Origin of the sequence: Pseudomonas sp. UBA4617 (assembly GCF_002386445.1) — a bacterium.
Lineage (GTDB): Bacteria > Pseudomonadota > Gammaproteobacteria > Pseudomonadales > Pseudomonadaceae > Aquipseudomonas.
Genome location: NZ_DGIR01000009.1, coordinates 191,799 through 204,522 on the forward strand (window position 1 = coordinate 191,799; position 12,724 = coordinate 204,522).

At 63.4% G+C, this 12,724-nt stretch carries 13 protein-coding genes; 9 read left to right on the forward strand and 4 right to left on the reverse strand.

Translation table 11 applies throughout. The features are described 5' to 3' along the window. Positions 1-21: 21 nt before the first annotated feature. From B4L76_RS03275 to queD, 8 genes are all read left to right on the forward strand, one after another. Positions 22-624, forward strand: coding sequence for a hypothetical protein (locus B4L76_RS03275; protein ID WP_296230477.1), 603 nt, complete (start codon positions 22-24; stop codon positions 622-624). Beyond that, positions 621-872, forward strand: coding sequence for a hypothetical protein (locus tag B4L76_RS03280; RefSeq protein ID WP_296230478.1), 252 nt, complete (start codon positions 621-623; stop codon positions 870-872). The genes B4L76_RS03275 and B4L76_RS03280 overlap by 4 nt, the downstream gene beginning before the upstream one ends. Continuing rightward, positions 869-1,423 (forward strand): hypothetical protein, encoded by a 555-nt coding sequence (locus B4L76_RS03285; RefSeq protein ID WP_296230479.1) that lies wholly within the window; start codon positions 869-871, stop codon positions 1,421-1,423. The genes B4L76_RS03280 and B4L76_RS03285 overlap by 4 nt, the downstream gene beginning before the upstream one ends. Before the next feature lie 43 nt (positions 1,424-1,466). Then, the gene (locus tag B4L76_RS03290; RefSeq protein ID WP_296230480.1) at positions 1,467-2,240 is read left to right on the forward strand and encodes a DNA-methyltransferase; all 774 of its coding nucleotides are present in this window, start codon (positions 1,467-1,469) and stop codon (positions 2,238-2,240) included. A gap of 51 nt (positions 2,241-2,291) precedes the next feature. Continuing rightward, positions 2,292-2,648, forward strand: coding sequence for a hypothetical protein (locus tag B4L76_RS03295; protein WP_296230481.1), 357 nt, complete (start codon positions 2,292-2,294; stop codon positions 2,646-2,648). Between the two features lie 38 nt (positions 2,649-2,686). Beyond that, positions 2,687-2,863, forward strand: a complete 177-nt coding sequence (locus B4L76_RS03300) for a hypothetical protein (RefSeq protein WP_175406158.1) — start codon at positions 2,687-2,689, stop codon at positions 2,861-2,863. Between the two features lie 25 nt (positions 2,864-2,888). Continuing rightward, positions 2,889-3,101, forward strand: coding sequence for a helix-turn-helix transcriptional regulator (locus tag B4L76_RS03305; RefSeq protein ID WP_296230484.1), 213 nt, complete (start codon positions 2,889-2,891; stop codon positions 3,099-3,101). 63 nt (positions 3,102-3,164) lie between these two features. After that, entirely contained in the window at positions 3,165-3,521 is a 357-nt protein-coding gene (queD, locus tag B4L76_RS03310; protein WP_112252437.1) for a 6-carboxytetrahydropterin synthase QueD, read from the forward strand. 93 nt (positions 3,522-3,614) lie between these two features. Here the strand turns inward: queD and B4L76_RS03315 are convergent, their stop codons facing one another. Then, positions 3,615-4,082 (reverse strand): DUF1289 domain-containing protein, encoded by a 468-nt coding sequence (locus B4L76_RS03315; RefSeq protein WP_296230485.1) that lies wholly within the window; start codon positions 4,080-4,082, stop codon positions 3,615-3,617. Positions 4,083-4,488: 406 nt separating this feature from the next. Here B4L76_RS03315 and acnB point away from each other — a divergent pair, with 406 nt between their 5' ends. Continuing rightward, positions 4,489-7,098 carry a bifunctional aconitate hydratase 2/2-methylisocitrate dehydratase gene (acnB, locus tag B4L76_RS03320; RefSeq protein ID WP_296230500.1) on the forward strand — a complete coding sequence of 870 codons (2,610 nt, stop codon included), beginning with the start codon at positions 4,489-4,491 and terminating at the stop codon, positions 7,096-7,098. A 97-nt stretch (positions 7,099-7,195) separates the two neighbouring features. Here the strand turns inward: acnB and prpD are convergent, their stop codons facing one another. The 3 genes from prpD to acnD all read right to left on the reverse strand — a co-directional run bounded on the left by prpD (position 7,196) and on the right by acnD (position 12,664). Continuing rightward, positions 7,196-8,680, reverse strand: coding sequence for a 2-methylcitrate dehydratase (gene prpD / locus B4L76_RS03325; RefSeq protein ID WP_296230486.1), 1,485 nt, complete (start codon positions 8,678-8,680; stop codon positions 7,196-7,198). Positions 8,681-8,814: 134 nt separating this feature from the next. Continuing rightward, positions 8,815-10,005 (reverse strand): 2-methylaconitate cis-trans isomerase PrpF, encoded by a 1,191-nt coding sequence (prpF, locus tag B4L76_RS03330; protein WP_296230487.1) that lies wholly within the window; start codon positions 10,003-10,005, stop codon positions 8,815-8,817. A gap of 70 nt (positions 10,006-10,075) precedes the next feature. Next, entirely contained in the window at positions 10,076-12,664 is a 2,589-nt protein-coding gene (gene acnD / locus B4L76_RS03335) for a Fe/S-dependent 2-methylisocitrate dehydratase AcnD (RefSeq protein WP_296230501.1), read from the reverse strand. Positions 12,665-12,724 lie beyond the last annotated feature (60 nt).

Here is a 12,724-nt window from a genome sequence, read left to right on the forward strand (position 1 = left end):
TATAGCGGCCAAGGCGAAGCTATGTCTCAAGCAAAGGAACGCCCGATCCTGTTCAGCGGGCCTATGGTCCGCGCCATTCTGGAAGGCCGGAAGACGGTCACCAGGCGTGAGGTGAAGAAGCGCAACGCCCTGGACTGCCTTGCGGCCGGGTTCGAGCCATCTTTCCTGACTCTTTCGGGCAATGCGGACATGTGCCCATATGGCAAGCCAGGCGATCGCCTGTGGGTGCGTGAGGCGTGGCTGGCAGATTCTCAACTCGATTCGATTTCGCCGCGCGACCTGAGCCAGGGCGAGCCCATCATGTACCCAGCAGATGGCAGCGTCCGGCAGACAGGATGCGCAATGGTCTCGCAGGGCCGAGGGCGCCCCTCGATCCACATGCCCCGCTGGGCCAGTCGAATCCTGCTGGAAATCACAGCAGTACGCGTCGAACGGCTGCAGGACATCAGCGAGGACCAGGCCGAAGCGGAAGGCGTGGGTTTCCTTCGGCAAATACCCGATGCAGACGAGACGCTCACCGCCGCGCAGCTATTCGAGTGCCTCTGGAGCAGCATAAACGGCGACGAATCATGGAGCGGCAACCCGTGGGTATGGGTCGTCGAGTTCAAGCGGGTGACACCATGACTCGCCTCGCCCTCTGCCTCCTGCTGCTGGCCACCGGCGCCAGCGCAACCGATAACGTCATCGACGTGCAGCACGACAGCCAGCGCGGCGTCACCTGCTACCTGCTGAATGGGGTCGGCATCAGCTGCATCCCCGATAGCGAGCTGCAGGCCGGCAACCAGCGCCAGCTCTCCCCGCACGAAACACAACCCGAACCTACACCCGCACTGGCGCCTGGGCGCTGGATTGATGAGAGGTATCAGCTGTGAGCAAGATCGATTGGAGCAAGGCGCCTGAGTGGGCAGACGGCCACGGCCTGGTCGCCCACCACGGCATTACCGAGGTGTGGATCAACATGGACCAGTACGCCGTGGTCGGCGCCGAGGATCGCGTCTATCCATACGGTGGCGGTACCGGCGATCACCGGCACAATTTCACGCAGGGCCAGATCCAGTACATCACGCCGCGGCCGGCGCGCTGGGATGGCGAAGGCCTACCGCCGGTTGGCACCACATGCGAATGGCATCCCAGTAGCGACCAGGTCATAGTTGTGACGATCCTGGGCCGTGATGGCGATGAAACATGGTTCCGTCGCAAGGGCGCAGAGGACTCCGAGACTTGCCTGCGCATGGCATTCTTCAGCCCCATCCGCACGCCTGAGCAGATCGCGGAGGCGGAGCGAAAGATAGCAATCGCCAAAATGGCAGAGGATGCCCAGCTGGATTTCAGTGCAGGTGAGCTTCTCACTGCCCGCGAGTATGTAGAGTGCGCGATCGCTGCTCTGCATGATGCCGGCTACCGCAAGCAGGTGGCGCCATGATCGCCCTCGCCTACATGGCCTACCTGATCTACAGGGGGCCGCGATGAGCGAGGTCAGCCTGTACCAGGGAGACTGCCTGGAGGTGATGAAGTCGATCCCAGATGCCAGCGTCGACCTGGTGCTGGCTGACCTGCCATATGGCACCACGCAGTGCGCTTGGGATGTGGTGATTCCCTTCGCCCCACTCTGGGAGCAGTACTTGAGAATCGCCAAGCAGGAGGCGGCCATTGTGCTCTGCGCGGCCCAGCCGTTCAGCTCGCTGGTGGTCGCCAGCAACCCCCGCGACTACCGCTACGAATGGATCTGGGAGAAAGGCAACGCGACCGGCTTCCTCAATGCGAAGAAGCAGCCACTGCGAGCGCACGAAAGCGCCCAGGTCTTCTACCGGCGCCAGCCGGTGTACAACCCGCAGATGACCTCCGGGCACGAGCGTCGCACGGCCAAGCGGAAGACGGTCAACTCAGAGTGCTACGGCAAGGCCCTGTCGCTCACCGAGTACGACTCGACGGACCGATACCCACGCTCGGTTCAGTTCTTCTCGAGCGACAAGCAGACGGCCAACTTCCACCCAACGCAGAAGCCTGTCAGCTGGATGCGGTTCCTCATCGCCACCTACACCAATCCCGAGCAGGTGGTGCTCGACAACACAATGGGCAGCGGCACGACCGGAGTTGCCTGTATCCAGCTGGGCCGGCGCTTTATCGGCATCGAGCAGGACGAAGGGCATTTCGGTACCGCCCAACAGCGCATTGCTGAGGCAATCACCATCCGCGACACCCCGGCAGCGCAGATCGAGCTGTTCGAAGCCCGAGCCTAACCCCTCCCCCTACTACTCAAGCCCGCCGACATGCGCGGGCGAGGAGCAACCATGTCTGATTTTCAGACCACGACCGAGCCCGTGGCCCGGAAGCGCCATACCTGCTGCGAATGCCGCGGGCACATCGATCCCGGGCAACGGTACCAGCTGGTGGCTGGCTGCTGGGAAGGCTCGATGGAAAGCTTCAAAACCTGCCTTCCGTGCGTTCAGGCCCGCGACTGGGCGACTGCCCAACCTGAGTGGATGGGCGACGGAGAGCACCTCTACTACTTCGGCATGCTGGAAGAGGACTTGGCCAATCTGGCTCCGGAGCTTTCACCAGGTGACGGCCGCCGTTTCCGAGCCTATCGGCTGCAGGTGCAAATTTGCCGCCGCCGTGACGCTGCGCACTCACAGAAAGCAGCCTGACCACCAACCTGCCGCCGTCGGCGGCGTGGAGACCATCCATGAACCTGATCGACTGCTACGTCACGAAGATCCTCGGCGAGCCGTACCGCAAGTTCGGCGCCTGGTGGGTCGACGCCGAATACGAGGCCTATGGCCGAATCAGCAAAACTCAACTCATGTTCCGCACCGAGGAAGCCGCCCGGGCGGCGAAGGTCGGGCACCACTTCTTGGCCTGACCTTACTATATAAAGGAGACACCCTATGCGAACCGCAGAAAACATCGACCGCTTCCTGCGCCTCGACGAGGTGCTGCACGTGACCGGCATCGGCCGGAACACCGTCTATCGCAGAATCAGGGAGGGCACCTTTCCAAAACAGGTTAAGATAGGCCCAAATTCGGTCGCCTGGCGCCAGTCGGACATCACCCAGTGGATGACCTCTTTTACCCCCAGCGACGACCAATCAGTACATTGAGCAGTACATTGAAACGCCAATTTTCGCTCAAGCCCTTATCCCACCAGCTATACAGGTCCACCAGTGGAAATCTTCAAGGAATTCACATTCGAATCGGCCCACCGCCTGCCCAATGTCCCGGCCGGGCACAAATGCGGCCGCCTGCACGGCCACTCATTCAAGGTCGGCCTGCACCTCACCGGCCCGCTCGACCCACATACCGGCTGGATCCGTGATTTTGCCGAGGTGAAGGCGATCTTCAAGCCGATCTACGAACAGCTGGATCACAACTACCTCAACGACATTCCGGGGCTCGAGAACCCGACCAGCGAAGTCATCGCCAAATGGATCTGGGACCAGGTCAAGCCGCTGATGCCGGAGCTTTCCAAGGTACGCATTCACGAAACCTGCACCAGCGGCTGCGAATACACCGGGGACTGATGCAGCGGGGCTGGCCCCAGCGCTGGCGCAATGCCCGCAAACGGGCTGCGTGGAGGGCGGCCTGGCGCCGGCCGGGCGACAGCTGGAATGCCGCTATTCCAGCGCGCTGTCCAGGAACGCCGGCGCGATGTAGCGCTGGTAATGCGCTTCCGACAACAGGAAGAATTCGCGGTCGATGGCGTCGCGCAACTGGGGCAGCTCCCAGTCGCGGAATTCCGGCAGCAATACCATGCCGTAGGCTTCCAGGTCACGGATCATCCGAGCGCCGCGGGCGATCAGCTGGTACGCCCAGCAATATTCCGATTGCTGTTCGACAAAACGGATGGAGCGCTGCTCCAGCTGCTGGCGCAGCAGCCCTTTGTCGAACACTTCCAGCTTGGCCATCATCACCTGCACCAGCAACTGCTCCAGGCGCAACCACACGGCGCGCTTTTGCGCATCGTCGTAGCCATTCCAGTGGATCACCTCGTGGTGAAACCGCTTGCAGCCACGGCACACGATGTCTCCATAGACCGTGGAGCAGAGGCCGACGCAAGGGGTCTTGATGGACTTGTTGGACATGAAAAACAACAGCTTGGCGGTGGAACACGAGCCCATGTTAGCCCTTTGTCTAACCAGGGTCACTCGTTAAAGTCATCTTCGCCGCCTTACCTTCAGGCTTTTTTTGCCGTAGAATCATCCGGCCTTTTCAAAGGCAACAATGTCCGTTGGAAGCTGTTTTCAAAGCGTCACGAGCACAGTTCATCCGGTAGAACGGCGTTGGCCCGGGCCATGCATCCCTCGCATGCCCGTGCCAGCCCTCATCAGCTTTCCGTTCTGCAGGCGTAAAACTTTGAAAGCAGCTTCTGTAAGGATTCCTTGCGACTCTGGCTGGGCGGCCCACAAAGCCGTGGCAGCGCATGGGTGCATTGAATGCTGGATGAGCGTCCCGGACCCCCTTTAGGGACCACTGATGAGGGAAATAACTGTGCTTGAAGCCTACCGCAAACACATCGAAGAGCGTGCCGCCCTGGGCATCGTGCCCCAGCCGTTGAACGCCGAACAAACTGCAGGCCTGGTCGAGCTGCTGAAAAACCCGCCGGCCGGCGAAGAAGCCTTCCTCGTAGAACTGATCACCCACCGCGTACCACCAGGGGTCGACGAAGCCGCCTACGTCAAGGCCGCTTTCCTGTCCGCTATCGCCAAGGGCGAAGCCAAGTCGCCTTTGATCGACCGCAAGCACGCCACCGAACTGCTGGGCACCATGCAGGGCGGCTACAACATCGAAACGCTGGTCGCGCTGCTGGATGACGCCGAACTGGGCGCCGTCGCGGGCGAACAGCTCAAGCACACCCTGCTGATGTTCGATGCCTTCCACGACGTGGCTGAAAAAGCCAAGACCGGCAACGTCCATGCCAAGGCCGTACTGGAATCCTGGGCGGCCGGCGAGTGGTTCACCTCGCGTCCGGCGATCGCCGACAAGTACACCCTGACCGTGTTCAAGGTACCTGGCGAAACCAACACCGACGACCTGTCGCCTGCCCCGGACGCCTGGTCGCGCCCTGACATCCCGCTGCACGCCCTGGCCATGCTGAAAATGGCCCGTGACGGCATCGAGCCGCAGCAGCCTGGTTCGGTCGGCCCGCTGGCCCAGATCGAAGCGGTCAAGGCCAAGGGCTTCCCGGTTGCCTACGTCGGTGACGTGGTCGGTACCGGCTCCTCGCGCAAATCGGCAACCAACTCGGTGCTGTGGTTCTTCGGCGACGACATCCCGTACGTACCAAACAAGCGCGCCGGTGGCTTCTGCTTCGGTACCAAGATCGCCCCGATCTTCTACAACACCATGGAAGACGCCGGCGCCCTGCCGATCGAATTCGACTGCACCAACCTGGCCATGGGCGACGTCATCGACGTTTACCCGTTCAAGGGCGAAGTGCGCCGTCACGGCAGCGACGAACTGGTCACCACCTTCCAGCTGAAAACCGAAGTGCTGCTGGATGAAGTCCGCGCTGGCGGCCGTATCCCGCTGATCGTCGGCCGCGGCCTGACCGAGAAGGCCCGCGCCGAACTGGGCCTGGGTGCTTCCGACCTGTTCAAGAAGCCGGAGCAGCCTGCCGACTCGGGCAAAGGCTTCACCCTGGCCCAGAAAATGGTCGGCCGTGCCTGCGGCCTGCCGGAAGGCAAGGGCGTACGCCCAGGTACCTACTGCGAGCCGAAGATGACCACCGTCGGTTCCCAGGACACCACTGGCCCGATGACCCGCGACGAGCTGAAAGACCTGGCGTGCCTGGGCTTCTCCGCCGACCTGGTGATGCAGTCGTTCTGCCACACCGCGGCCTATCCGAAGCCGATCGACGTCACTACCCACCACACCCTGCCAGACTTCATCCGCACCCGTGGCGGCGTGTCGCTGCGCCCGGGCGACGGCATCATCCACAGCTGGCTGAACCGCATGCTGATGCCCGACACCGTGGGTACCGGTGGCGACTCGCACACCCGCTTCCCGATCGGCATTTCGTTCCCGGCCGGTTCCGGCCTGGTAGCCTTCGCTGCTGCCACCGGTGTCATGCCGCTGGACATGCCGGAATCAGTACTGGTGCGCTTCAAGGGCAAGCTGCAACCAGGTATCACCCTGCGTGACCTGGTCCATGCCATCCCTTACTACGCCATCCAGAAAGGCCTGCTGACCGTCGAGAAGAAAGGCAAGAAGAACATCTTCTCCGGCCGCATCCTCGAGATCGAAGGCCTGAACGACCTGACCGTCGAGCAAGCCTTCGAGCTGTCCGACGCCTCGGCCGAGCGTTCCGCTGCCGGTTGCACCATCAAGTTGCCGGAAAAGGCCATTGCCGAGTACCTGCAGTCGAACATCACCCTGCTGCGCTGGATGATCGGCGAAGGCTACGGCGACGCCCGCACCCTGGAGCGTCGCGCCCAGGCCATGGAAGCCTGGCTGGCCAAGCCTGAGCTGCTGTCGGCCGACGCCGATGCCGAATACGCTGAAATCATCGAGATCGACCTGGCCGACGTCAAGGAGCCTGTGCTCTGCGCGCCGAACGACCCGGACGATGCACGCCTGCTGTCCTCGGTACAGGGCGAGAAGATCGACGAAGTGTTCATCGGTTCGTGCATGACCAACATCGGTCACTTCCGCGCCGCCGGCAAGCTGCTGGACAAGGTCAAGGGCGGTATCCCTACCCGTCTGTGGCTGGCTCCGCCAACCAAGATGGACGCTCACCAGCTGACCGAAGAAGGCTACTACGGCATCTACGGCAAGGCCGGTGCGCGCATGGAAATGCCAGGCTGCTCGCTGTGCATGGGTAACCAGGCGCGTGTGCAGACCGGTTCGACCGTGGTGTCCACCTCGACCCGCAACTTCCCGAACCGCCTGGGCGACGCCACCAACGTGTACCTGGCATCGGCCGAACTGGCGGCTGTCGCTTCGATCATCGGCAAGCTGCCGACCGTCGAAGAGTACATGCAGTACGCGAAAGACATCGACAGCATGGCTGCAGACGTCTACCGCTACCTGAGCTTCGACCAGATCGCCGAGTTCCGCGAAGCGGCAGCCAACGCCAAGATCCCGGTGGTTCAGGCGTAAGCTGAGCGGCAAGGTGTAAGCTGCAAGTTGCAAGAAGAAGCCCCGGCAGAAATGCCGGGGCTTTTTTGTGGGCTCTGTGCAGGCCCTTGCCGGCCTCTCAGATTACAAACAGGTCCACGAACCGATGCACTGCCATCCCCTCCAGGGCCTGCTGGTTCTTGCATACCGACAGAATCTCCTCACACCGTTGCCGGGCGAACCTCGTCGCCAGGTTGGCCCTGAACTTCGCCTCCAGCAACGGTATGCCCTCCGCCCGCCGGCGCCGATGACCGATTGGGTACTCCACCACCACCTGCTCGGTACTGCTGCCATCCTTGAAGAACACCTGCAGCGCGTTGGCGATCGAGCGCTTGTCCGGTTCCAGGTACTCGCGGCTGAAGCGAGGGTCTTCCACCACCTCCATTTTCTCGCGCAGGCGGTCGATGCTTGGATGGCTGGCGTGGAAGGCGTCTTCATATTGCTCGGCCACCAGATGCCCGAAAATCAAGGGCACTGCCACCATGTACTGCAAGCAATGGTCGCGGTCGGCAGCGTTGGCCAGTGGGCCGCTCTTTGAAATAATGCGGATTGCCGACTCCTGTGTGGTGATGACAATGCGGTCCACCTCGTGCAGGCGATTGCGTACCCGCGGGTGCAGGCTGACTGCCGCCTCACAGGCAGTCTGGGCATGGAACTCGGCAGGGAAACTGACCTTGAACAGCACGTTCTCCATGACATAGCTACCCAGGGCCTGCGGCACGCGCAGCGCCTGTTGCTCGGCAGGCTTGAGTGCCAGGTCCTTGTTGGTGTGGCTGAACAGTACGTCGTAGAAACCCCATTGTGGCGCAGTGAGCACACTTGGCACGCCCATTTCGCCACGCAGGGCGATATCGGCCAGGCGCACACCACGGCTGGAAGCATCCCCGGCAGCCCAGGATTTGCGCGAACCGGCGTTGGGCGCGTGGCGGTAGGTGCGCAGTGCCTGGCCGTCAACGAAGGCGTGGGACAAGGCACTGAGCATCTGCTCACGGTTGGCTCCCATCAGCCTTGCGCACACTGCGGTGGACGCGACCTTGACCAATATCACGTGGTCGAGGCCAACGCGATTGAAGGCGTTTTCCAGCGCCAGCACACCCTGGATCTCATGGGCCATGACCATGGCTTCCAGTACATCACGCATCAGCAGTGGTGCTTCACCGGCGGCCACGCGCCTTTGCGACAGATGGTCGGCGACTGCCAGGATGCCACCGAGGTTATCCGAGGGGTGAGCCCATTCGGCGGCCAGCCAGGTGTCGTTATAGTCCAGCCAGCGCACCGTGCAGCCGATGTCCCAGGCCGCCTTGACCGGGTCGAGGCGGTAGCTGGTACCGGGGACACGGGCGCCATTGGGCACCACTGTACCTTCCACCAGCGGACCGAGCAGTTTGCTGCATTCGGGGAAGCGCAAGGCCAGCAGGCCGCAGCCGAGGGTATCCATCAGGCAGTTGCGGGCGGTGTCCAGGGCTTCAGGTGATTCGACCCGGTAGCCGAGGGCGTAGTCGGCAAGGGTTTGCAGCACCTGGTCGTAATCCGGGCGGTCATTGAGGTCTACGTTGGCGCTCATATGCAGCTCCCTTCAGAATTGCCGAAGCTGCCTGACAGCCCTGTCGCGGCACAAGGCGCCATGCAGGAGCGGCCTTGGGTCGCGACAGGGCCGCAAAGCGGCCCCAACCCTAAAGCCGAGCGCCAGTGGGTGCGTTAGAAGCTATCGCCAGGTACGCGAACCCAGCCCTCCATCAGCACCCGGGCACTGCGGCTCATGATTGCCTTGGTCACTGTCCACTCACCATTCACCTGGCGCGCCTCGGCCCCCACCCGCAGGGTGCCTGAGGGGTGCCCGAAACGCACGGCGCTACGCTCGCCGCCGCCAGCGGCCAGGTTCACCAGCGTGCCCGGAATGGCCGCCGCAGTACCGATAGCCACTGCGGCCGTACCCATCATGGCGTGGTGCAGCTTGCCCATCGACAAGGCGCGCACCAGCAGATCGATATCACCCGCCTGAACCACCTTGCCACTGGAGGCAGTGTAGGTGCTCGGCGGCGCGACGAACGCCACTTTTGGCGTGTGCTGACGCCCGGCAGCCTGGTCGACGTGCTCGATCAGCCCCATGCGCACGGCGCCATGGGCGCGGATCGTCTCGAAGCGCAGCAGTGCCTGCGAATCGCCGTTGATGGCATCCTGCAGCTCAGTGCCGGTGTAGCCTATGTCTGCCGCATTGACGAAGATGGTCGGGATGCCGGCATTGATCAGGGTCGCCTTGAAGCTCCCCAGCCCCGGCACCACGAGGTCATCGACCAGGTTACCGGTGGGGAACATCGCGCCACCGTCGCCGTCTTCGTCGGCCGCCGGGTCGAGGAACTCGAGCTGCACCTCGGCGGCCGGGAAAGTCACCCCGTCCAGCTCGAAGTCGCCGGTTTCCTGCACCTCACCTTCGCTGACAGGCACGTGGGCGATGATCGTCTTGCCGATATTGGCCTGCCAGATGCGAACGGTGGCGATGCCATTGCGCGGTATGCGCGCGGGGTCGACCAGGCCGCTGCCGATGGCGAACGAACCGACTGCAGCGGAGAGGTTGCCACAGTTGCCGCTCCAGTCGACGAAGGCCTTGTCGATGCTGACCTGGCCGAACAGGTAGTCGACATCGTGATCGGGCTTGTTGCTCGGCGACAGGATCACGCTCTTGCTGGTGCTCGAGGTGGCGCCGCCCATGCCGTCGATCTGTTTGCCATAGGGGTCCGGGCTGCCGATCACCCGCAGCAGCAGGGCATCGCGAGCCGGCCCGGGGGTTTGCGCCCGCTCGGGCAGGTCTTGCAGGCGGAAGAACACGCCTTTGCTGGTGCCGCCACGGATGTAGGTGGCGGGGATTCTGATCTGGGCTGCATGTGCCATGGGTGTGCTGTCCTGTATGAAACGCATATGGCCGCTGGGGCTGCCTTGCAGCCAAAGCGGCCCCCTGCAATTACACGGTGGCTTCGAGGAAGTCCTGGGCGAAGCGCTGCAGCACCCCGCCCGCTTCGTAGATCGACACTTCCTCGGCGGTGTCCAGGCGACAGGTCACCGGCACTTCCAGGCGCTCACCGTTGGCCCGGGTCACCACCAGGGTCAGGGTCGCCCGTGGCGTACGCGCCCCCAGCACGTCGTAGGTCTCGCTGCCGTCCAGGGCCAAGGTCTTGCGGTCGGTACCCGACTTGAACTCCAGCGGCAGTACACCCATGCCCACCAGGTTGGTGCGGTGGATACGTTCGAAGCCTTCGGCGACGATCGCCTCGACCCCGGCCAGGCGCACACCCTTGGCCGCCCAGTCACGCGACGAGCCCTGGCCGTAGTCGGCGCCGGCGACGATGATCAGCGGCTGCTTGCGCTGCATGTAGGTCTCGATCGCCTCCCACATGCGGGTAACCTTGCCTTCCGGCTCGATCCGCGCCAGCGAACCCTGCTTCACGCTGCCATCTTCATTGCGCACCATTTCGTTGAACAGCTTGGGGTTGGCGAAAGTGGCACGCTGGGCCGTCAGGTGGTCGCCACGGTGGGTGGCGTAGGAGTTGAAGTCCTCTTCCGGCAGGCCCATCCTGGCCAGGTACTCACCCGCGGCGCTGTCGGGCATGATGGCGTTGGACGGCGACAGGTGGTCGGTGGTGATGTTGTCCGGCAGCACCGCCAGCGGACGCATGCCGCGCAGGGTACGTTCGCCGGCCAGGGCCCCTTCCCAGTATGGCGGGCGACGGATATAGGTGCTCATCGGGCGCCAGTCGTACAACGGCGCCACCTTCGGCCCACGGTCTTCCTCGATGGCGAACATCGGGATGTACACCTTGCGGAACTGCTCCGGCTTGACCGCGGCGCGTACCACCGCATCGATCTCTTCATCGCTTGGCCAGATGTCCTTGAGGCGGATTTCCTTGCCATCGACCACGCCCAGCACATCCTTCTCGATGTCGAAGCGGATGGTACCGGCGATGGCGTAGGCCACCACCAGCGGCGGCGAGGCGAGGAAGGCCTGCTTGGCATAGGGGTGGATCCGCCCGTCGAAGTTACGGTTGCCCGACAGCACGGCGGTGGCGTACAGGTCGCGGTCGATGATCTCTTGCTGGATCACCGGGTCCAGGGCGCCGGACATGCCGTTGCAGGTGGTGCAGGCGAAGGCGACGATGCCGAAGCCGAGCTGCTCCAGCTCCTTTTCCAGCCCCGCTTCCTCAAGGTACAGCTGCACGGCCTTGGAGCCCGGCGCCAGCGACGACTTGACCCATGGCTTGCGGGCCAGGCCCAGCTTGTTGGCGTTGCGTGCCAGCAAACCTGCGGCAATCACGTTGCGCGGATTGCTGGTGTTGGTGCAGCTGGTAATGGCAGCGATGATCACTGCGCCATCCGGCATCTGCCCGGGCACTTCTTCCCACTTGCCGGCGATACCCTTGGCCGCCAGGTCGCTGGTGGCTACCCGGGCATGCGGGTTGGACGGGCCAGCCATGTTACGCACCACGCTGGCCAGGTCGAAGCTCAGGGTGCGCTCGTACACCGCACCACCCAGGCTGTCGGCCCACAGGCCAGTGGTCTTGGCATAGGTTTCCACCAGCCGGACCTGCTGCTCTTCGCGGCCGGTCAGGCGCAGGTAGTCGATGGTCTGCTGGTCGATGGCAAACATCGCTGCAGTGGCGCCGTACTCCGGGGCCATGTTGGAGATGGTGGCACGGTCGCCCAGGGTCAGGGCGCGAGCGCCCTCGCCGTGGAACTCCAGGTAGGCACCGACGACCTTCTGCTTGCGCAGGAATTCGGTGAGGGCCAGCACCAGGTCGGTGGCGGTGATGTTCGGCGCCAGCTTGCCGGTCAGCTCGACGCCGACGATTTCCGGCAGGCGCATCCACGAGGCGCGGCCGAGCATCACGTTTTCCGCTTCCAGCCCCCCCACCCCGATGGCGATCACGCCCAGTGCGTCGACGTGCGGGGTATGGCTGTCGGTGCCGACGCAGGTGTCCGGGTAGGCCAGGCCACGGTCGTTGTGAACGACCGGCGACATCTTCTCCAGGTTGATCTGGTGCATGATGCCGTTGCCCGGCTGGATCACGTCGACGTTCTTGAACGCTTTCTTGGTCCAGTTGATGAAGTGGAAGCGATCTTCGTTACGGCGGTCCTCGATGGCCCGGTTCTTTTCGAAGGCCTGCGGGTCGAAGCCACCGCACTCGACGGCCAGCGAGTGGTCGACGATCAGCTGTACCGGCACCACCGGGTTGACCTGGGCCGGGTCGCCGCCTTTGTCGGCAATGGCGTCACGCAGGCCGGCGAGGTCGACCAACGCGGTCTGGCCAAGGATGTCATGGCATACCACTCGCGCCGGGAACCACGGGAAGTCGAGCTCGCGCTTGCGCTCGATCAACTGGCCCAGCGAGGCATCGAGGGTAGCCGGGTCACAACGGCGCACCAGGTTTTCGGCGAGCACGCGGGAGGTGTAGGGCAGCCCGTCGTAGGCGCCGGGCTTGATCGCCTCGACCGCTGCGCGGGCATCGAAATAGTCCAGGTCGGTGCCTGGAAGGGCTTTGCGGTATGCAGTGTTCATCATTCAGGCTCGGTCACAGGATTCGGAAGTCTCCGCCGCCCCTGTGGGAGCGGGCTTGCC